The organism is Paracoccus ferrooxidans (assembly GCF_029909815.1).
Taxonomy (GTDB): Bacteria; Pseudomonadota; Alphaproteobacteria; order Rhodobacterales; family Rhodobacteraceae; genus Paracoccus; species Paracoccus versutus.
The window spans coordinates 215343-235206 of the sequence record NZ_CP038198.1; the positions used below are offsets into that span (position 1 = coordinate 215343).

Below are 19864 nucleotides of genomic sequence, written 5' to 3' on the forward strand. Positions count from 1 at the left end.
GTGGGCCACAAGGCGCCCCCTGGCCTTGCCAGGACGCTTTTTCGGTCCCGAAAATGCGGCGCAAATCCCCTGCCGGCAGAAAATCCTGAAGCGGATTTGAACTTTTCTCACAGAAGTGTATAGTATCGCCCACCGAAATCGGGGCGCATGCCCCATTCCACGCAACAGGGTCGCAATCGACCCGCGGAGGTGACCGGCGTCGCGCGTCGGTTGGTTTCGCCCCCTGCGCCGCGTCACGCGTGCGCGTTGAAAATCCGGAGATCATGTTTGATGGGCAAATTTCTTGCTTCGACTACGCTTGCCTTCGTGGCGCTGACCGTCCCCGCGCTTGCTGCGGATGAAGAATGCGGCAGCATCACCGTCGCCGAAATGAACTGGGCCTCGGCGGGATTGGCGGCTTGGGTCGACAAGATCATTCTTGAAGAGGGCTACGGATGCGACGTGGGGCTGGTCGCGGGCGATACCATGCCGACCTTCGCCTCGATGAACGAAAAGGGCGAGCCGGACATGGCGCCCGAACTGTGGGTCAACGCCGTCAAGGAACCGCTGGACCAGGCGGTGGAAGAGGGGCGGATCGTCATCGCCTCGAAGATCCTGTCCGACGGCGGGGTCGAGGGCATCTGGGTGCCGACCTGGCTGGCCGAGGAACACGGCATCCGCACGCTCAAGGACGCGCTGGAGCATCCCGAGCTGTTCCCCGGCGCCGAGGACGGCAGCAAGGGCGCCTGGTTCGGCTGCCCCTCGGGCTGGGCCTGCCAGGCGATCAACCGCAACCAGTTCATCGGCTCGGGCGCGGCGGAAAAGGGGTTCGAGCTGGTCGATTCCGGCTCGGCCGCGGCGCTGGACGGCTCGATCGCGCGGGCGGCGAACCGCAACGAAGGCTGGCTGGGCTATTACTGGGCGCCCACCGCCATCCTGGGCCAGCATGACATGACCCGGCTGGAGCTGGAGGCCGATTTCGACCGCGAGCGCTGGGACAGCTGCATGGTCAAGCCCGATTGCGCCGAGCCCGAGGTGACGGAATGGCCGGTCTCGGACGTCTATACCGCCGTGACCAGGGAATTCGCCGACAAGGCCGGCGTGGCCATGGACTATGTCGAGTCCCGCGCCTGGAGCAACGACACCGTCAACGAGATGCTGGCCTGGATGGTCGAGAACCAGGCCAGCAACGAGGACGCCGCCTATGAGTTCCTGGAACGGCACGAGGAGATCTGGACCCGCTGGGTGCCCGCCGAGGTCGCCGACAAGGTCAAGGCCGCCCTGTAACCCGCGCCTTCGCGCCTGACGGGCAAGGCCGCCGCCGCGGTCTTGCCCCTTTCCATTTCCAAAGGACGAACGACATGGACCTGATCCGTTTCCCGGAGATGAGCCGCGGGAGCCTGCGCGCGATGCGCCAGACCATCGACGGCGGCTTCCGGGACTTCACCCGCGCCTGGGGCGACACGCTGGAGGCGATCTTCGCGCCGCTGCAAGACCTGCTGACCCTGATCGAGAACCTGCTGATCCGCTCGCCCTGGATCCTGGTGCTGGCGGTGCTGGCGGCCGGGATCTGGCTGCTGAGCCGAAGCTGGAAGATCGCGCTGGGTTCGGTGCTGGCGCTGCTGGTGGTCGGCTATTTCGGCATGTGGGAGGACACGATGCGCACCATCGCCATGGTCGCGGTCTGCACCCTGATCGCCGTGGTGGTGGGCATTCCCATCGGCATCCTGATGGCGCAGTCGAACCGCATGAACGCCATGGTGACGCCGATCCTCGACATGATGCAGACCATGCCGAGCTTCGTCTACCTGATCCCGGTGGTGATGATCTTTGGCCTGGGCAAGGTGCCCGGCGTGATCGCGGTGGTGATCTATGCCATCCCGCCGGTGATCCGGCTGACCAACCTGGGCATCCGGCAGGTGGCGGCGGATGTGCTGGAGGCGGCCGAGGCCTTTGGCTCGTCGAGCTGGCAGAAGCTGCGCGACGTGCAACTGCCGCTGGCGCTGCCGACGATCATGGCGGGCGTCAACCAGACCATCATGATGAGCCTCGCGATGGTCGTCGTCGCCTCGATGATCGGGGTGCGGGGCCTGGGCCAGCCGGTGCTGCAGGCGATCAACCAGCAATATTTCACCATGGGGGTGATGAACGGCCTGGCCATCGTCGCCATCGCCATCATCATGGACCGCACCACGCAGGCCTATGGCAAGCGGCTGCAAAAGCACACGGAGGCCGGCAAATGACCGAGGCGGGCACGCATGACATCGAGATCCGCGACCTTTACAAGATCTTCGGCCCCGAGGCCGGCCGCCATGTCGAGGCGGTCAAGGCCGGGCTGACCAAGACCGAGCTGAACGACCGGCACAATCACGTCCTGGGCCTGCAGGACATCAACCTGACCATCCCGCATGGCCGGATCACGGTCATCATGGGGCTGTCGGGTTCGGGCAAGTCGACGCTGATCCGGCATATCAACGGGCTGATCCGGCCGACGGCGGGGCAGGTGCTCTATGACGGGCTGGACGTGGTGACGATGACGCCGGCGCAGCTGCGCGACTTCCGCCGGCAAAAGACCGCGATGGTGTTCCAGAAATTCGCGCTGCTGCCGCATCGCACCGTGCTGCGCAACGTGGCCTACGGGCTGGACATCCGCGGTATCGCCGAGGCCGAGGAGCGCGCCCGGCACTGGATCGGCCGCGTCGGCCTGCAGGGCTACGAGGAATATTATCCCCGCCAGCTTTCCGGCGGCATGCAGCAGCGCGTGGGCCTGGCGCGGGCCCTGGCCAACGATGCCGAGATCCTGCTGATGGACGAGGCGTTTTCGGCGCTGGACCCGCTGATCCGCATGGACATGCAGTCGATCCTGCTGGAATTGCAGCAGGAATTGCGCAAGACCATCATCTTCATCACCCATGACCTCGACGAGGCGCTGCGGCTGGGCGACAAGATCGCCATCCTGCGCGACGGCGCCATGGAGCAGGTGGGCGACGGGCAGGAGATCGTGCTGCGCCCCGCCAACGCCTATATCGCCGAATTCGTGCGCGAGGTGAATCGCGGCCGCATCATCGAGGCGCGCACCATCGCCGCGCCCGCCGCCGAGGGGCGCGAACTGCCCGGCTTTGCCGTCAAGGCGCGTTCGCGGCTGGACCTGGTCGCGCGCCGCATGACCAAGGCCGGCGTGTCCGAGGCGCAGGTCCGCGACGGCGACAGGCTGGTCGGCATCATCGACTTGCCCTCGATCCTGGAGGCGATGGTCAACCCGGCCGATGCGGCCAGCGACGACTGAGGCCCTGCGCCCCTGACCCAGGCTTGCGGCAGGGTGGAAATCCTGCCGCAAGCCTGGCCTGCTGCCCCACCTGCCGCGCCTCCCGCGTCGATTTTATATCAGATTTTAAGGCAGCATATAGCTTTCTGTAAAAGTCACCCCCGGCTTATCCCGATAAGTTCCGCCAATCTTGAGGGGAGAGAGCCTGCTTGCGAGGAGAGAAGGGGGAGACGACCATGCAAACGGCAACGAATGCAGAAGCGGGGCCGGTCCGGCCCGAGGACGAACGGCTGGGCCTTGCCGCCAACCTGGCCTATGGCATGCAGCATATCCTGACCATGTATGGCGGCATCGTGGCGGTGCCGCTGATCGTCGGCCAGGCCGCCGGCCTGTCGCCCGCCGACATCGGGCTGCTGATCACGGCATCCCTGTTCGCCGGCGGCGTCGCGACCATCCTGCAAACCATCGGCCTGCCATTCTTTGGCTGCCAGCTGCCGCTGGTGCAGGGGGTTTCCTTTGCCGGGGTGGCGACGATGATCGCCATCTCGGGGAATGGCGGCATACAGGCGATCTTCGGCGCGGTCATCGTCTCGTCGCTGCTGGGCCTGCTGATCACGCCGATATTCTCGCGCATCACCCGCTTCTTTCCGCCGCTGGTGGCGGGGATCGTGATCACCACCATCGGTCTGACGCTGATGCCGGTCGCGGGTTCCTGGGCGATGGGCGGCGACCGCAACGCGGCCGATTACGGCAGCCCGGCCAACATCCTGCTGGCGGGCCTGACGCTGGCCATCGTGCTGCTGCTCAGCAAGGTCGGCAATGCCGCCATATCCCGGCTGTCGATCCTGCTGGCGCTGATGATCGGCACCGCCATCGCCTATGCGACCGGCATGACCGATTTTTCCCAGGTCGGGCAGGGGCCGGTCTTCGCGCTGCCGCAGATCTTTCATTTCGGCTATCCGACCTTCGGCGTCGCGGCCACCATCTCGATGTTCATCGTCATCCTCGTGACCCTGGTCGAGACCTCGGCGGATATTTTCGCCGTGGGCGAGATCGTCGAGACCAAGGTGGACGGGCGGCGGCTGGGCGACGGGCTGCGCGCCGACATGCTGTCGAGCATGCTGGCGCCGGTCGTCGGCTCGTTCACGCAAAGCGCCTTTGCCCAGAACGTCGGCCTGGTGGCCGTGACCGGCGTCAAGAGCCGCTATGTCGTGGCGACGGGCGGGCTGATCCTGGTGGCGCTGGGGCTGTTCCCGGTCATGGGCCGGATCGTCGCGGCGATTCCCAGCCCGGTGCTTGGCGGCGCCGGCATCGTCCTGTTCGGGACGGTCGCGGCAAGCGGCATCCGCACCCTGTCCAAGGTCGATTACGCCAACAACATGAACCTGATCATCGTGGCGACCTCGATCGGCTTCGGCACCATCCCGATCGTGCTGCCGGCTTTCTACCACCAGTTCCCGGCCTGGGTCGAGACGATCTTCCATTCGGGCATCAGTTCCTCGGCGCTGATGGCGATCACGCTGAACCTTCTGTTCAACCATTTCACGGCCGGCAATTCCGACCAGCCCTCGGTCTTCGGTGCCGCGGCGGAACGAACCATCCGCTACACCGACATCGCCCAGCTCGAGGATGGGGACTATTTCATGGACGGCCGGCTTTACGACGCGAATGGCAATGAGGTGCCGCTGGTCCGCCCAGCCAGCCACTGACCGCGACCAGCCACTGACCGCGAGGCGGGCCGCCTTCCCGGCGGCCTGCCCGAACCGCCGCCCCTTCGCGACATGTTCCCGGCCGCCCACGGGCGGGCGCCTGCATCGGGCGGGCGGCATCAGGCTAGCCGTGCAAGGGGATCAAAGGCAAAGGGGGCGATGGCAGCCCGTAGGGGAGTCGAACCCCTCTTTTCAGGTTGAAAACCTGACGTCCTAACCGATAGACGAACGGGCCATGCCTGCGCCTGCGCTTCGGCCGGCGACACGGCTGCTCTTAGGCCAGCTTCGGCGGCTGCGCAAGGGGCCGCGGCGCATTCCCCTGTGGGTAACTCGCGGCCGGCGCCGTCAGCCCTCGCGCACGCCGCGCATCAGCATCAGCGCGACCGCCGAGCAGACCAGCGTCGCCAGCACGATCGGCCGCGCCGTGCCGTCGTAAAGCAGCCCGACCGGCGCCGCGATCAGCACCGCCCCCAGCGTCGAAAGCGCGCCGACGACCGAGGCCGCCATCCCCGCCACATGACCCATGCGCTGCAGGGCCATGGCGTTGAGGTTGCCGAAGGTCACGCCGGCCATGAAGAACACGCTGACCGCCCAGAAGAAGAAGGCCGGAAAGCGCAGCGCCTCGGGCAGCAGGTCGCAAAACACCAGCACCGTCATTGCGCCCGAGACCACGACCTGCATGGCATAGGCCCAGCCCACGATGCGCCGCATGCCCAGCCGCACGACATAGCGCGCGTTCAGCACCGTGCCGCTGCCCGACAGCAGGGCCATGGCGGCGAACCACAGCGGGAAGCTTTCGCCCTTGCCGTAGGTGTCGACGAAAAGCTGCTGGGCCGAACTCAGCAGCGCGAACATCTGCCCGAAGCCCAGCGTCATCACCACCGTCACCAGCTGCACCTGGCCGTTGCCTATCACCTCGCGCGCCGAGGCCGCCAGGCTGCGCAGGTTCAGCGGCCGGCGCGCGGCCTCGGGCAGGGTCTCGGGGCGGCGCAGGTTCAGCCACAGGCTGCCGATCAGCGCCAGCACCACGAAAGAGCCGAACACCCCGCGCCAGCCGACGAAATGGATCACCACCGCCCCGATCGAGGGCGCCACCGCCGGCACCAGGATGAAGACCATCATCACGAAGCTGGTGATCCGCGCCATCTCGCGCCCCTGGTACAGGTCGCGCACCATGGCCAGCGCCACGATGCGCGGTGCGGCGGCGCCGATGCCCTGCACGAAACGCGCCGCCAGCAGCAAGTCCAGCGAATCGGCAAAGATCGCCGCCACGGCGGCCAGCGCGTAAAGCGCGAAGCCGGCGGTGATGACCGGCTTGCGCCCCAGCGCGTCGGAAAGCGGCCCGCCGACCAGCAGGCCCAGCCCCAGCCCGCCGACGAATGAGGTCAGCACAAGCTGCGCGCGGTTGACGTTCTGGGGCGTCAGGATGGCCGCGATCTCGGGCAGGGCCGGCAGCATGGAATCGATCGAAAAGGCGATGACGGCGAAGATCAGCGCCAGCATCGCGATGAACTCCGGCAGGGGCTGGCCGCGGGTCGGTTGGGGATTGGGCATGATGTCTTCCATCGGTGGACCTTTGGGGCGTAACCTCGCAAGCCCCTGGGTTCAACCCCTGCGGGCACCCCGCCTGATCCCGGCCCTTTCGCCTACAGGAAGCGGATTTCCCCCGTGGCGGTGCCGTGCATCGCGGCCACCACCACGATTTCGCCGGCATGGCCATGTCCTTCGGCGTCGGGCTTTCCGCAAGGATCTTGGCCACGGTCAGTTCGGCATTCTTCTCGGCCACCTGCTGCACCAGCGCCTTGTCCTTCGAGGTGCGATTGGCCGGGGCAACGGCCGCAATGGCCGGTTCGATCCTCTGCATCACATGCGTCAGATAGCCCAGCTCGACCTTGTCGATGGCACCCTTGGCCGCGCCGCAGGCGCTGTGCCCCAGCACGACGATGGCCCTGGAGCCCGAGACCTTGCAGGCAAATTCAAGGCTGCCGATGATGTCGGTGTTCACATAATTTCCGGCGATGCGCGCGGTGAACAGGTCGCCGACCTTCTGGTCGAAGACCAGTTCCGGCGGCACGCGGCTGTCGATGCAGCCCACGACCGCGGCAACGGGATATTGCCCTTCCGAGGTTTCGCGCGCCATCGCGTTCAGGTCGCAATGCTGCACCGCCCCGGCGGCAAAGCGGGCATTGCCCTCTTTCAGCGCGGCGATGACATCGCGGGGGTCATGTCGGCCTGGCGCTCCTTCGTCGGCATGACGCAGGCGGTTTCTGCCATGCCCGCGCCGGCGGAGGCCGGCGTGAACGAAGTGGTGGTACAAAGAAACATGCGGCGGTTCATCACGGGGTAACCGCCCGGTTGCGACCATCTGCCTGAGTTTGGGCGGATCGGCTATGGGACGTGCATAATGACGTCGTTAACGACGTGTCTTATGCGGGGTTGAGGATGCGTGGCGATGTCCTTGGGTTGGAGCAGCGGCGGTGGGATGACGAGGAGAAGCTCGGGATCGTGCTGTCGGTTGGCGCCGATGGCGCGACGGTCGCGCAGGCGGCGCAGCGCCATGATGTGACGCGCCAGCAGATCTACGCCTGGCGGCCCGAGCTGAAGAAGAAGGGGCTGCTGTTTCCGACCGCCGATACGCTGTTTCTGCCGATCTCGGCGCCTGAGCCGATGGAACCGGCTTTGCCGGAGGCGGCGCTGGCCAGTCCGACCGCACCCGATCCGCAGATTGAGTTGGTTCTGACCAATGGCCGCTGCCTGCGCTTCGCGCCAGATCTGGAGCCTGCTGTTCTGGTGCGGCTGATCCGGGTGGTCGAGGCGGCATGATCGGCCCCGGAGCCGGTGTCAGGGTCTATCTGGCCTGCGGCGTGACCGACATTCGCAAGGGGATCGAGGAGCTGGCGGCGCTGGCCCGGGACGTGCTGCGCCAGAACCCGACCTGCGGCGCGGTCTTCGCCTTCCGCGGCCGTCGCGGCGACAGGCTGAAGCTGCTCTATTGGGACGGCCAGGGCTTCTGCCTCTACTATAAGATCCTGGAGCGGGGCCGCTTCCCTTGGCCCGGCAGTAGCGAAGGATCGATGCGCCTGACTTCGGCGCAGCTTGCCATGCTCTGGGAAGGAATTGATTGGCGCAGGCCGGATTGGGGCGCGCCGCCTGCGCGGGTCGGATGAACCGGAAGACGTTGTTTTTATGGCTGTTCGGACCGATCCGTGTTATCAGATCGCATGTCGAGCATGGCCGAACACCTGCCGGATGATCCTGCGCTTCTGAAGGCGCTGATTGCGGCCTTGCAGGCCGGGAATGCGCAGATATCGGCGACCCTGCGCGCCCCTGACCATCTGATCCAGACCCTGCGGGCGCGGATCGCCAAATTGCGCAAGCAGGTCTTCGGCCAGTCATCGGAGAAGATCGAACGCGAGATCGCACAGCTGGAACTGGCGCTTGAAGACCTCATGGTCGCGACAGCCGAAAGCAGCGCGGCCGCCGCCGAGGATGCCCCGGAAGTCAAGACCATCGCCGAGCCCGATACAGAGGACCGCCCCACACGCCGCCGCCCGCGGGTCTCGGCGGATACGCCGCGCGAGCGTCAGGAACTCGACCCCGGCAGCTGCTGCCCCGATTGCGGCGGCGACCTACGACTGGTGGGCGAAGACACCAGCGAGATGCTGGATCTGGTTGCGGCGCAGCTGAAGGTCGTGCAGATCGCCCGGCTCAAGAAGTCCTGCCGCCGCTGCGAGCACAGGGTGCAACCGCCCGCGCCCAGCCGTCCGATCCCCGGCAGCATGGCGGGCGCGGGGCTGCTTGCGCATGTGCTGGTCTCGAAGTTCGACGATCATCTTCCCTTGTATCGCCAGAACGAGATCTTCGCCCGCATGGGTGCGGACATCCCCGACAGCACTCTGGTCGACTGGTGCGGCCGGGCGATGCGGGTGCTGCAGCCGCTGATCGATCGCATCGAGATGTCGGTGATGGCCAGCGATCTGCTCCATGCCGATGACACCCCGATCCGGGTGCTCGACCGGTCCTTGCGCGACCGCGGCCTCGGCAAGGGGGTGAAGAAGGGTCGGATCTGGGCCTATGTCCGCGATCAGCGGCCCTGGTCCGGCTCAGCGCCACCCGGCGTGACCTGTCACTTCGCGCCGGACTGGAAGGAAGAGCATGTCCGCCATCACCTGCGACGGTCCAGCGGCATGCCTCACAGGCAGATGGCTACAAGGGCTACGCCAAGCTCTACCTTCCCGAACCGGACGGCAGCTCGGCCCGCTTCCGCGAGGCCGCGTGCTGGGCGCATCTGCGACGGGACTTCCATGACGTCTGGCAATCCACCAAATCCGAGATCGCCCGCGCAGCCCTTGATCGGATCGGGGCGTTCTACGACATCGAGCGCGACATCACCGGTCAGACTGCCAAGGCGCGCCATGCGGCCCGCCAGACGCTGAGCAAGCCGCTGGTCGAAGCGTTCTTCGACTGGTCCGGGGTGCAGCTACGCCGGCTCCCCGGCAAGAGCGATCTCGCGAAGGCCTTCCGCTATGGCCTTAGCCGCCGCGCGGGCTTCAGCCTGTTCCTCGACGATGGCCGCGTTGCCATCGACAACAATCCGGCCGAGAGGGCCCTGCGGCTCATTGGAATCGGCAGGAAAAACTGGCTCTTCGCGGGTGCCGAAACCGGCGCCGAGACTCTCGCCCGCGCCATGACCCTGATCGAGACGGCCAAGATGAACGGCCTCGATCCGCAGGCCTATCTGGCCGACATCCTGGACCGCATCCACGACCACAAGATCAACCGGCTCGACGAACTGCTCCCCTGGAACTGGGCGCCACCGGCAGCACCGCGGGCGGCAGCCGCCTGATCATCGGCAAGCCGAGGCGGTAGAAACCGAGCGGTTACATCATAGGTTACTCCTCCCGTTGTGTTCATGGGTTCACAGCCCAAGGAGGTCGGGCGCGCAGACTGCACCGGACCAGACTGCACCGGACCAGACTGCACCGGACCAGACTGCACCGGACCAGACTGCGTTGCTTTGCAAAATTTTTCCTGAATGATCGCTTTCTGGCCAAAGAATCGGATTCGGCCTAGCGTCCATGTTGTCGCAGGGTGGTCATCGCCTCGGGGGAAATCAGCAGGCCCCGGCCCGTCGCTGGGCCGGTCCTACTTGCCCGGCCGCTGCGCTGCGGTCATGGCGGCTTGGCGCACAGGTCCATTGCGCCCGCTCGCCACGGAGCTATATCTGGCGCATGAGCGCGTCCCTGAACCTGATGAAACTCTGCGTCGGCTGCGACGATCCCGCCGAACTCGCCGCCTGGCAGAAACACCGTTTCGGCGGCGGCCCGGCCCGCCATGTCACCCGCATGTGGCCCAAGCGCGAGGCCGAACTGCTGGACGGCGGCTCGATCTACTGGGTGTTCAAGGGCGTGATGCAGGCCCGCCAGCGCATCCTGGAGCTGCATGAGGTGCAGGGCGAGGACGGCATCCGCCGCTGCGCGCTGGTCCTTGCCCCCGAGCTGGTGCGCGTCGCGGCCGTGCCGCGCCGTCCGTTCCAGGGCTGGCGCTATCTGCCCGGCGCCGAGGCCCCGCCCGACCTGCCGGCAGGCCGCGGGGCCGAGCCGGACCTGCCCCCCGAAATCGCCAGGGCGCTGGCCGAAATGGGCCTGCGCTGAGCCATCCGGGAAGGCCGCGCCGAAGGGCTGCAATGCGCTTTCCCTAGGTGGCGCGGCAAAAATTTCCCATGGCGGGGCGGAAAACCCTCTCGACAGGCGCGTCGGGCTTTCGCAGTCTCCAGGTCTCCAGGTCTCCAGGTCTCCAGGTCTCCAGGTCTCCAGGTCTCCAGGTCTCCAGGTCTCCAGGTCTCCAGGTCTCCAGGTCTCCAGGTCTCCAGGTCTCCAGGTCTCCAGGTCTCCAGGTCTCCGAGGGGCTGTTGTATCCCACCACAGCTTCCTGCGTGACCAGGTCTGCACATTCCAGCGTCATGGGCACCCGGAAACCTCACCTCGGATCCCGCGCCGAAGGGCCTGACCGGCAGAGACTAGTCGTTTCCGATGGCGTGGCGTGGCCCTGGAATCCGCTGCCAAATCCCGCGGCTGCAAGCCCTGGCGGGTGTTCCCTGCCGGGCAGAGCGTGCCAATCCGACGCAAGCGGGCACAGAAACCCCACCGGGCGCAGTGGCGTATCGCCCATCGCGGCCGAGGCGCGGTCCACGGCATGGCTCTGCAGGGGCCGGCAACCGACTGGGGAACCCTGATCAGCGTCTCGGGCGGTCCGCCCATCGCGGTTGCCGCGCCCGCACCCGACGCGGTCGGGCCTGGTGCCGGTTTTCGCCAGCAGGGCGGTCGCGATCCGCGCGTCCGGCCGGCTCGGGTCGTCCCGGCGCGCCTGTCGGCCCCGCGACCTGCACTCGGATCATCTGCCCTGGTCATGGCGCCGGCCGGCGCGCACCGTTTCATTGCGCACAAGCCAGAGGCCGTAGAAAAACATCGGCAGGACGAAGCCCACGGAAACGCCCAGTCGATGCAGAAAGGGCAACGCGACAGCCGGGTCTTCCGGCGCGCCGAAGCCGTCGAAGCCGAGGACCAGGATGTTCCACAGGCAATGCAGCGCCATCGCCGGGACAAGCGACCGGCACCGGATGCGAAGGGCCAGGGCCAGCCGGTCCCGGACAGCACGGCCGCGACGGACTGCACGATGCCGCCCTGCATGTCCCCGGTGCCGGCGACATCGGCCATGTGGGCGATTCCGAAAACCCCGGAAACGGCCAGAAAGGCCGGCCAGAACGGCATCGCCCGGCGCGGCGCGCCCCATAGCACGCCCCGAAAGGCAAGCTCTTCAGCGATGCCGATGGCGATCACGTTGACCATCACATGGATCGCCGCCGCTTGCATTCCCTGGCCCGCCGCCCCGACCAGGGCCGCCATGGCGGCAAGATGCAGCGGAAACCAGAGGAGCCGCCCGAGGGTGCGCCAGTCGGGCCACCGCAGCCCCAGGCCCGTCCCGCGCAGCAGCCGCACGGCAAGCAGCAGGAATGCCAGCGCCGCAAGGTTTTTCCACGCCGGGGTGGTGGTCATCACCTGTTTCAGCGAAACCGGGGCATCGCGCGGCATCAGGCCGATGCTGGTTGTCAACACCAGCCAGGCCGCAACGACGCAAAGCGCGACGGCAAGGTGGCCGAGCCCGCCGGATCGCGCCCCGATCTCAAAAGCCTGAGTCAATCCTTTGTCCTTTCCCCGATCCGTCCTGCCGTGGCCGGTCGATCCGTCCCGACCTGCATCGCATCCGTTCTCTCCCGCCTGGAAGTCGACCCGCCAGTCGTCCAGCGGCCCGTCGAGCCCAAGAAGCAGCCCCTCGCTGTCCTGTTCAAGCGCGGCGGCATTGCGACCGCCGTCCTGATCGGCCGATGACCATGGCCCCGCGTCCAGAACGCGCTGCCGGGATCCGTGCCGGCCGCAAGGCGGAACCTGTCGGCGAAGGCGAGGCGGGGAAAACGGCCCTCCTCGAACAGCAGGTCCAGCGCCGAGGCATGGATTTCCCCCGACAGAAGGTCCAGCCCGCGGCGCACTGCATTCTCGTTGCTCATCAGCGCGACCGTGTTCCATACCGCGTAGCCGCGGGGCAGGGCATCGATCCCCCGGCCGGTCGAGGACTGGTTGGCCCTGCGCGCGAGCGATGCGAAGGAGACGTCGCACCAGCTCCAGCGTGACGTCATTGCCGTCCCCGCCGGCATGGTTCAGCTGCGGGTCAAGGAACAGGAGGTTCCTGTCCACCGCGGCGAAGGTTCCGCTTGCGGCGCCGGTCCCCTGGTTGTCGATGATGATGAAGGGGTGGGCGATCGCGCTCCAGCCCTCGGCCGCAACGGGCGAGAAGCGCAGATCGAGGGTCGATCCGGCAATGTCGACGCGGCCCTGCACCACCAACCCGCCCACGGCCTCCGGGGCGCCGGCGATCTGCAACGTGCCGCGCAGGACATAATCGCCCAGGACCGCCTGCCGGCCCAGGCCGTCGCCCGGAGCGTGGACGCCCCCGGGCGGCGATGGTGACGGCGGCCCCCGCACCGCCGAGCGTGCCCGAGCCGCCCAGCGTCCCGCCCGATTGCACGCTGATCGGGCCGCCCAGCCCGCCGGCGCCCACGGTCAGCCGGCCATCCGTGACCGTGGCGCTGCCGGCGAAGCCCGCATTGTCGCCGGCCAGCGCCAGCGTGCTCGCGCCGAGCTTGTAGAGCTCTCCGCCGCCAAGGATGCCCCGGCCCAGGGTAAAGACGTGGCCGGCCGCGGCGATGTCGAACCCGCCGCCGTCGACGCCCACCAGGACGGTGCGGTCCGTGGCCCGGTAGCTGTCGCCGGTCACGCGCAGGACGCCGCCGTCCAGAGTCAACGCGCCCCCGGCCTGGCCAAGCGCGTCGTCGGCAGCGACCGCGACCACGCCGTCCTCGATCCTGGTGCCGCCGGCATGGGTGTTGGCCCCGCTCAGGACCAGCGTTCCGCCCTGGGTCTTGACGATGGCGTACCTTAGCCACAGGGTCATTTCGCATCGTAATGGACCGTAACGTCCAGTGGAACTTGGAGTGACAGGCATGGCCTGGGATTTTCAGAGCCTTTTCCGGCGGCACGCGCCGGGGATCGCCCGCTCGCTGCGCAGGCGCGGGCTGGATGCCGAAGCTGCGGCGGACTTGACCTAGGACACCTTCGCGAGGGTCATCGCCAGGGGGCCCGCCCAGGATGTTTCCGACTACCTGTCGAGGGCCTATCTTTACCGAGTGGCGCGCACTGGACATCAACCACGCAAAGCGGCAGGCCTTGGTGCTTTCGCTGCCGCTGGAGCAATCTGAAGCCCAACGGGCACTCGCCCGCGAGCCCGACGCAGAAACGATCCTGGCCTCTCGTGAGCAGTTGCGGCTGGTGGCTGCCGTCCTGGCCGAGTTGCCGGAACGCCAGCGGTGCGCATTCCTTCTGCATCGGGTCGAAAATTGGCCCATCGCGCGCATCGCCGAGGAGATCGGGTTGTCCCCAACCCGCACATGGGAGTTGGTCCGTGATACCTATCGCCGGATCGTGCTGCGGACAGGGGGGCTCTAAGATGGCCTCCGCATCCGAGAAACGGCCGGAACTGGACGACCGGACATCCCGCCTGCTGGACGAGGCCATCGACCTGGTGATCCGACGGCAGAACGCGCCGGAGAACTTTGTGACGCTTCAGACGATTTCGGCCTGGCGCGGGCGCAGCGCAGAGCACGGGCGCGTCTGGCAGTGCGTGGCCGAGGCGCATGGGTTGAGCGGTGCCGCCTTGGCCGAACCGGCGAAGCCCCGGCTGACCCGGCGCAATCTGGTGCTTGCGGGGACGCTCGGCCTGGGGGCTGGAGTGTTGGGTGCCTGGGGCTTGCCTTATATGCGATTGCGGTTGCAGGCGGACCAGTTGACCGCCACGGCCGAATTGCTGCCCGTGGAGTTGCGCGATGGCACGCGGATCACCCTGGGTCCGGCCAGTGCCATCGCAATGCCGGACCATGGCGAAACCCGCGCCGTGCGCCTGTTGCGGGGCATGGCCTGGTTCGATGTCGCACCCGATCCGACGCACCCCTTCGTCCTGGAATTGAACGGCGGCGTCGAGACGCGGACGGCAGGGGCATCCTTCGAGGTCTCGCAGGATGCGGGTGTCGTCAACCTTGCCGTTGCAAGGGACGAGGTCGAGTTGATCGGCACATCCCGTTACGGTATCGGCGCCGGGCGCTGGATCCGTCTGGATACCGAGACCGGCCACCCGGAGACCGGCAGCCGCGACGGGGCCATGGGTGGGGCTTGGCGGACGGGGATGGTCGTGGCCGAGGCCGAGCCGCTGGAAACGCTTGTCGCGCGGATCGCACGCTGGTTGCCCGGCCGTGTGATCGTCGCGGACGCTGCGATCGGTCGCGCGCGGATCAGCGGCCTTTTCGACATCTCCGACCCCGAGCGAGCGCTCGAGGCCGCCGTCCGCCCGACCGGCGGCCGGTTGCGCCGGGTCTCGGGTCTGTTGGCGGTCATCTCCAGCGTCTGAACTTTTTTCGATAATCGACCGAATGAATCGCCTGCCCGATTGTATCAGTCATAGGGTCGGGCAATACCCAATGCGCTCCGGCGAGCGAAGGCACGGCACATCCTCCAGTCCAGTTTGACCGAAGGAGAGGCTCGCCATGGCCGAAAGTTCAGTTTATTCAATGCTATATCCAACCGCGATCCGGCCGGCGCGGATGCTGGGGGCACTGTTGCTTTCCACGCTGGTCCTGGCGGGCGGAACCATCGTGATCAGCCAAGCGGCATCGGCGCAGGAAAGCGCGCAAAGCGTGGAGTTCTCGATTCCGGCCGGGCCGCTGAGCCAGGCGCTGATGGTCTGGGGACGGCAGGCGGGGGTCCAGATCTCCTATCTGGATGCCGTCACGTCCGGCAAGAGCACGTCGGGCCTTACGGGCAACCTGCGACCGGAACAGGCGCTGGCGCGGCTGCTGTCGGGCTCGGGCCTGCATTACAGCTTTTCCGATCCCCGCAGCGTCGTCATTTCAGGCCGTTCCGCCTCCGCCGGCATGACGGCGCCGGACGGCTTGATCCTGCTGGATACGATCACGCTCAACGCATCCGGTGCGGCGACCGAGGGCAGCGGTTCCTAGGGGGCCTGCGAGGCCAGCATCGCCCGGGGCGCGGAATCGCTGAAGGACGTGCCGCAGTCGGTCACGGTCGTCACGCGGCAGGCGATCGAGGACCAGAACCTCACGACGATGGAGCAAACCATGGCCAGGACGCCCGGCATCGTCGCAACGCGAGAGGCGACCAGCGCCCCCGCGTTCTATTCGCGCGGCTTCAAGATCAACAACTATCAGATCGACGGCATGGGCACGGCCTATGAATCGTCCTTCCGGCCGGATTTCGACATGGCGATCCATGATCGCGCCGAGGTGCTGCGCGGCGCCGAGGGGCTATTTTCCGGCAGCGGAGAACCGGGCGGCAGCGTCAACCTGGCCCGCAAGCGGCCGTCCGAACGGCTCCAGTCCAGCATCGTCCTGTCCTATGGCAGTTGGCAGAATCGGCGGATCGAGGCCGATATCGGCGGCCCGCTGACCCGCGACGGCGCGCTGCGCGGTCGCCTGGTCGGGGCCTGGCAGGACCGGGACTTCTTCTACTCCCCGGGCGATGAGAAGAAGCATGTCCTGTATGGCGTGCTGGAATACGACCTGACGCCCGACACGACCGTCAGCGCCGGGGTCAGCTATCAGCGGCAAAAGGGCAAAAAGTGGTTTCTGGGGCTACCGACCTGGGACGATTTCCAGCTTATGGACATTGATCGCAGCCGGGCGCTGACCACCGACTGGGCCTATGTCGACCACAGGATCAAGGATGTCTTCGCCACGGTCGAGCATCGGATCAGCCCCGACTGGACGCTGAAGCTCTCGGCCATGCGGCAGAGTTTCGAATCCGACATCATGCGGATCAACCCGACCGGGCCGATCGACCGCGAGACCGGGAATTTCGCCGGTGTCTTTTCCCGCTACGAGGAAACCGGGAACCATTCCAAGGCGGCGGACCTCAGCCTGCAGGGCCAGTTTGGCCTGTGGGGCGCCAGCACAAGCTGCTGATCGGCGCGGATTGGCGTGAAAGCAATGCGCATCAGTGGATGTATTCACTGGATCAGGTGCTTTATCCCGGCATGGTGGGGCTGGATAATTTCGACACGCTGAACGGCATCGACCCGACCATCCTGTATCCCTGGTATCTGTGGCCTGCTTAACCCGCGACCTGATTCCACGTCTTGCGCAGATCGCGGGAAAGCTGGGCGGGAGAGACCCAATAAACGGCGCAGACAAGCATCGCCTCGGGAGGCAATACCGCGTCGGGATCAAAGAGCCATTCCTCGACACGGGAATGGCCCCACAGCCACGCTTGCGCTTCCTCGTAGCTCGACACCGACTGTGGCGCAAAGACACGACCACGACGCATGTCAGCCCCCGAGTGGGAAGGAGATGCCGGGAAGGACAACACCGCCACAGACGGCGGCATGATAGGCCGGGAACATGGTCGCGGCCACGGCACCAGCCGCACCGAGGACGGGCGGCAGAACCGCTTTGACGATCAACGGGATAAGGGGTTTCACTGTGGACCTCGCAACTGAAAACGACGGAAGGCCCGTCGCAGCCAGTGTTCCTATGTCGAACCACTGAAATAATGGCCAACTCGCACCGGTCCATTACATATAACCCATTGATTTCAATTCATCCAAGAATCGCGCGTTTTCCCGCTTTGACCATTCTACGCGCGATTATTGACCATCGAAATGTTGCGTGACGGCCAAAGAAAAAGGCCGCCCGGAGGCGGCCTGACGAAGTCTGGCATCTGATGGAGGGCAGGGCCGGACTGGGCCTGCCGATAGCAGATCAGGATTCCGCCGTGCTCTCGATATGCTCTTCGAAGCTTCTGCGGAACGGGCTGCCCGGTGCGGGATGGTGGAGTTCGTCGAGCAACGAGCCGAAGGCATCCCATTTGCTGCCCCGCCTCGGCATCGGCGTGGGGTCAAATCCGGTCTGAAGGATCTGCAATGCGCCGCGGATTCCCGCCACCCCTTTGGCGGTGTAGATCCAGCCACAAGTGGTTGCAGCAGGCTCTGTTGCACAAATCCCGTCAGGGATTCAGATCGTGAATCCAGGGTGGTAGCTGTGATGTATGAGCAGACCCACACCGCCAACCTACAGGACCAGAAACTGGCCAGCCTACAATGAAGCGCTCAAGCGCCGGGGCTCGCTGACGATCTGGTTCGACCCCGAGATGAGCTGGGATGCCGTGCCGACGGGGAGGCGTGGCCGCCAGCAGACCTACAGCGATACTGCCATTCAGAGCTGCCTGACGATGAAGGTGCTATTCGGCATGGCGCTCCGGCAGACGACCGGGTTCGTCGAGAGCCTGCTGCGTCTGGTTGGCCTCGACTGGACGGTGCCTGACTTCAGCACACTGTCCCGCCGCCAGAAGACCTTGGCTGTGAACATCCCGTATCGCGGCTCCAAAGGGCCGCTGCACCTGCTGATCGACAGCACAGGAATCAAGGTCGAGGGCGAAGGCGAGTGGCACGCTCGCAAGCATGGTGGCCCCAAACGGCGGGTCTGGCGCAAGATCCACCTTGGGATCGACGAGGAAACGCTAGAGATCCGGGCTGTCGAGATCACCGGGAGCAACGTCGGCGATGCGCCGATCCTACCTGACCTTCTCGACCAGATCCCGGAGGACCAGGAAATCGGTAGCGTCACGGCAGATGGCGCCTACGACACGCGCAAGTGCCACGATGCGATTGCAGATCGCGGAGCCCATGCCGTCATCCCACCGCGCAGGAACGCGAAGACCTGGAAGACCATCACCGCTGGAGCCGTCGCGCGCAACGAGGCCCTCCGGGCGTCCAGGTATCTCGGCCGCACCCTGTGGCGACGATGGAGTGGATACCACCGCCGGAGCCGCATCGAGACGAAGATGCATTGTGTCAAACTGCTGGGCCAGCGGCTCATGGCAAGGGACTTCGACCGTCAGGTCGCCGAGTTCCAGATCCGCATCGCCGTCCTGAACGGCTACACCGCGCTCGGCATCCCGGTCACGGAAGCTGTAGGATAAGTCTGTCCGGGGAGGGGGTAACCGCGCCCATCACCTGAGTTATGCAACAGAGCCGTTGCAGCATCTGATCCTGGACTGATAGGTCGTCGAAAGCGGCATATGGCCCGAACTCCATAGCGGTGCCCAACAACTCCGTCACCCGGATACTTTGTTCGAGCGGCAGGCTGTCCAGCCATGCAGGGCCATGAATACCTACAAGCCGGTTGGCGATATAGGTCTGGAGCGGGGAAGCCGGACAGGATTTGGCACAGCCCGCAAGATCCCGCAGCATGGTGGCGGTTTCCGGCACGCTGCCGGCGAAGACGCCCTTCCCAACCATATGGTCAGGCCTGTCCCGGCGGATCAGGGGCAGCCTATGTGTCGGACAGGAACGGATCGGCTTCAGCCGCCAGATCAGCCGTTCGCGCCGGTGGATGGCGATATTCTGACCTGCCACCTTGGCGACCGCATCGTCCTCGGCCAGACAGGCCGGACAAAAGCGCAGATCCTGCTGCGGGCGCAGGCTGTCGATCAGGATCTCCTCACCAAGCCGCCAGCTCCGGCTGGTGTGCCGCATCAGGGTGTTGCGCAGCACCGGTCCCGGATCCTGCCCGGCGGTTGCGCAAAGGCGGTTCAGCTCATCCGGATCGCCGATGGACAGAACAAAAGGATCAAGGCCGAGATCACGCAGGAAGGTCTCGATGGGGCCGCGGATATGGAAAGCGGCCATGCGGACCGCCCAGGACCAATGGGTCTCGTCCGCCCGGAACGGCAGCAGGGGAAAAAGGCGGGCCATGCTCAGGCCCGCCGCCGCCGGGCCCGCGCGCGAGCAGGCGGATCGTCGGCCTCGTTCCGGTCGGGGTCGATCTGCGGCCAATCCGGGGCGAGGAAGACATTCCCGCCGGGCGGGCAGCCCTCCTGCATCGCCCAGAATTCCGCAAAATGGGCGATGTCCAGACGGGATGCCCCCGCCTCCAGGGCAAATTCGATCGCGCCGACCAGAGTCTCGATGCAGCGGCCAAAGCGATAACGCGCGCCATGGAACAGGCGCGGGATCAGATCTGCGTCAAGCGGCGGCTCAAGCCCCGCAATCCGGCAATATTCCCGGATCACCCGAACGACGCTTGCCCCATCCGTCACTTCTGAGACCGGCGGCAGGATCAGCGTCGAAAGCCGACGCTGGACCTGCGGATCGGAACGGACGATCTCGTGCAGCCTCTCGGTGCCGGACATGTGAACCGGCGTGCAAAATTGACCCCGTAACGGGGTAATCGGCTTCCAAAAATGACCCCCCTTACGCTGATGGTCATGATGCCTCCGAGGCTATCGGGGGG

The 19864-nt window shown here is 66.2% G+C and carries 19 protein-coding genes, 1 tRNA gene and 2 pseudogenes; 13 read left to right on the forward strand and 9 right to left on the reverse strand.

The window, feature by feature from the left end:
- The first annotated feature begins 270 nt into the window (after window positions 1–270).
- The 4 genes from E3U26_RS01065 to E3U26_RS01080 all read left to right on the forward strand — a co-directional run bounded on the left by E3U26_RS01065 (window position 271) and on the right by E3U26_RS01080 (window position 4953).
- The gene (locus E3U26_RS01065; protein WP_499105177.1) at window positions 271–1266 is read left to right on the forward strand and encodes an ABC transporter substrate-binding protein; all 996 of its coding nucleotides are present in this window, start codon (window positions 271–273) and stop codon (window positions 1264–1266) included.
- A gap of 74 nt (window positions 1267–1340) precedes the next feature.
- Window positions 1341–2222 carry an ABC transporter permease gene (locus E3U26_RS01070; RefSeq protein WP_036756655.1) on the forward strand — a complete coding sequence of 294 codons (882 nt, stop codon included), beginning with the start codon at window positions 1341–1343 and terminating at the stop codon, window positions 2220–2222.
- Window positions 2219–3265 (forward strand): quaternary amine ABC transporter ATP-binding protein, encoded by a 1047-nt coding sequence (locus tag E3U26_RS01075; RefSeq protein ID WP_036756652.1) that lies wholly within the window; start codon window positions 2219–2221, stop codon window positions 3263–3265. The genes E3U26_RS01070 and E3U26_RS01075 overlap by 4 nt, the downstream gene beginning before the upstream one ends.
- Before the next feature lie 215 nt (window positions 3266–3480).
- Complete coding sequence (locus E3U26_RS01080; RefSeq protein ID WP_499105178.1) at window positions 3481–4953, forward strand: nucleobase:cation symporter-2 family protein; 1473 nt, start codon at window positions 3481–3483, stop codon at window positions 4951–4953.
- 160 nt (window positions 4954–5113) lie between these two features.
- Here E3U26_RS01080 and E3U26_RS01085 read toward each other — a convergent pair.
- The 3 genes and pseudogenes from E3U26_RS01085 to E3U26_RS01095 form a co-directional block, all read right to left on the reverse strand.
- Window positions 5114–5188: transfer RNA gene (locus tag E3U26_RS01085), tRNA-Glu, on the reverse strand.
- A 110-nt stretch (window positions 5189–5298) separates the two neighbouring features.
- Window positions 5299–6507 carry an MFS transporter gene (locus E3U26_RS01090; protein ID WP_499105179.1) on the reverse strand — a complete coding sequence of 403 codons (1209 nt, stop codon included), beginning with the start codon at window positions 6505–6507 and terminating at the stop codon, window positions 5299–5301.
- A gap of 244 nt (window positions 6508–6751) precedes the next feature.
- A pseudogene (locus tag E3U26_RS01095) lies at window positions 6752–7318 on the reverse strand (carbonic anhydrase); the annotation flags it as partial.
- A 77-nt stretch (window positions 7319–7395) separates the two neighbouring features.
- Here E3U26_RS01095 and tnpA point away from each other — a divergent pair.
- From tnpA to E3U26_RS01115, 4 genes and pseudogenes are all read left to right on the forward strand, one after another.
- Window positions 7396–7776 carry an IS66-like element accessory protein TnpA gene (gene tnpA / locus E3U26_RS01100; RefSeq protein WP_499105180.1) on the forward strand — a complete coding sequence of 127 codons (381 nt, stop codon included), beginning with the start codon at window positions 7396–7398 and terminating at the stop codon, window positions 7774–7776.
- A complete protein-coding gene (tnpB, locus tag E3U26_RS01105) occupies window positions 7773–8120 on the forward strand; it encodes an IS66 family insertion sequence element accessory protein TnpB (protein WP_499105181.1) in 348 nt (115 codons plus the stop codon). The genes tnpA and tnpB overlap by 4 nt, the downstream gene beginning before the upstream one ends.
- Before the next feature lie 54 nt (window positions 8121–8174).
- Window positions 8175–9799: pseudogene (gene tnpC, locus E3U26_RS01110) on the forward strand (IS66 family transposase).
- Between the two features lie 385 nt (window positions 9800–10184).
- Window positions 10185–10607 (forward strand): DUF1489 family protein, encoded by a 423-nt coding sequence (locus E3U26_RS01115; RefSeq protein ID WP_499105182.1) that lies wholly within the window; start codon window positions 10185–10187, stop codon window positions 10605–10607.
- A 306-nt stretch (window positions 10608–10913) separates the two neighbouring features.
- Here the strand turns inward: E3U26_RS01115 and E3U26_RS01120 are convergent, their stop codons facing one another.
- From E3U26_RS01120 to E3U26_RS01130, 3 genes are all read right to left on the reverse strand, one after another.
- Window positions 10914–12044, reverse strand: a complete 1131-nt coding sequence (locus tag E3U26_RS01120) for a CPBP family intramembrane glutamic endopeptidase (RefSeq protein ID WP_499105811.1) — start codon at window positions 12042–12044, stop codon at window positions 10914–10916.
- A gap of 104 nt (window positions 12045–12148) precedes the next feature.
- A complete protein-coding gene (locus tag E3U26_RS01125; protein ID WP_499105183.1) occupies window positions 12149–12646 on the reverse strand; it encodes a hypothetical protein in 498 nt (165 codons plus the stop codon).
- A 32-nt stretch (window positions 12647–12678) separates the two neighbouring features.
- The gene (locus E3U26_RS01130) at window positions 12679–13461 is read right to left on the reverse strand and encodes an autotransporter-associated beta strand repeat-containing protein (protein WP_499105185.1); all 783 of its coding nucleotides are present in this window, start codon (window positions 13459–13461) and stop codon (window positions 12679–12681) included.
- Between the two features lie 275 nt (window positions 13462–13736).
- Between E3U26_RS01130 and E3U26_RS01135 the strand changes: the two genes are divergently transcribed.
- The 4 genes from E3U26_RS01135 (at window position 13737) to E3U26_RS01150 (ending at window position 16537) form a co-directional block, all read left to right on the forward strand.
- Window positions 13737–14012 (forward strand): sigma factor-like helix-turn-helix DNA-binding protein, encoded by a 276-nt coding sequence (locus E3U26_RS01135; protein ID WP_244295335.1) that lies wholly within the window; start codon window positions 13737–13739, stop codon window positions 14010–14012.
- A gap of 1 nt (window position 14013) precedes the next feature.
- The gene (locus tag E3U26_RS01140) at window positions 14014–14967 is read left to right on the forward strand and encodes a FecR family protein (RefSeq protein ID WP_499105186.1); all 954 of its coding nucleotides are present in this window, start codon (window positions 14014–14016) and stop codon (window positions 14965–14967) included.
- 208 nt (window positions 14968–15175) lie between these two features.
- Window positions 15176–15574, forward strand: a complete 399-nt coding sequence (locus E3U26_RS01145; protein WP_499105187.1) for an STN domain-containing protein — start codon at window positions 15176–15178, stop codon at window positions 15572–15574.
- A 48-nt stretch (window positions 15575–15622) separates the two neighbouring features.
- Window positions 15623–16537: a TonB-dependent siderophore receptor gene (locus E3U26_RS01150; protein ID WP_499105188.1), complete on the forward strand. Its 915-nt coding sequence runs from the start codon at window positions 15623–15625 to the stop codon at window positions 16535–16537.
- A gap of 148 nt (window positions 16538–16685) precedes the next feature.
- Here E3U26_RS01150 and E3U26_RS01155 read toward each other — a convergent pair whose 3' ends face one another.
- Window positions 16686–16898 carry a hypothetical protein gene (locus E3U26_RS01155; RefSeq protein WP_140846973.1) on the reverse strand — a complete coding sequence of 71 codons (213 nt, stop codon included), beginning with the start codon at window positions 16896–16898 and terminating at the stop codon, window positions 16686–16688.
- Between the two features lie 720 nt (window positions 16899–17618).
- Between E3U26_RS01155 and E3U26_RS01160 the strand changes: the two genes are divergently transcribed.
- Complete coding sequence (locus E3U26_RS01160; protein ID WP_179921185.1) at window positions 17619–18551, forward strand: IS5 family transposase; 933 nt, start codon at window positions 17619–17621, stop codon at window positions 18549–18551.
- On the opposite strand, the gene E3U26_RS01165 is transcribed toward E3U26_RS01160, so the two are convergent.
- A complete protein-coding gene (locus E3U26_RS01165) occupies window positions 18532–19326 on the reverse strand; it encodes a TniQ family protein (RefSeq protein WP_499105189.1) in 795 nt (264 codons plus the stop codon). The genes E3U26_RS01160 and E3U26_RS01165 overlap by 20 nt on opposite strands.
- A 2-nt stretch (window positions 19327–19328) precedes the next feature.
- Window positions 19329–19763 (reverse strand): hypothetical protein, encoded by a 435-nt coding sequence (locus E3U26_RS01170; RefSeq protein WP_499105190.1) that lies wholly within the window; start codon window positions 19761–19763, stop codon window positions 19329–19331.
- Between the last annotated feature and the right edge of the window lie 101 nt (window positions 19764–19864).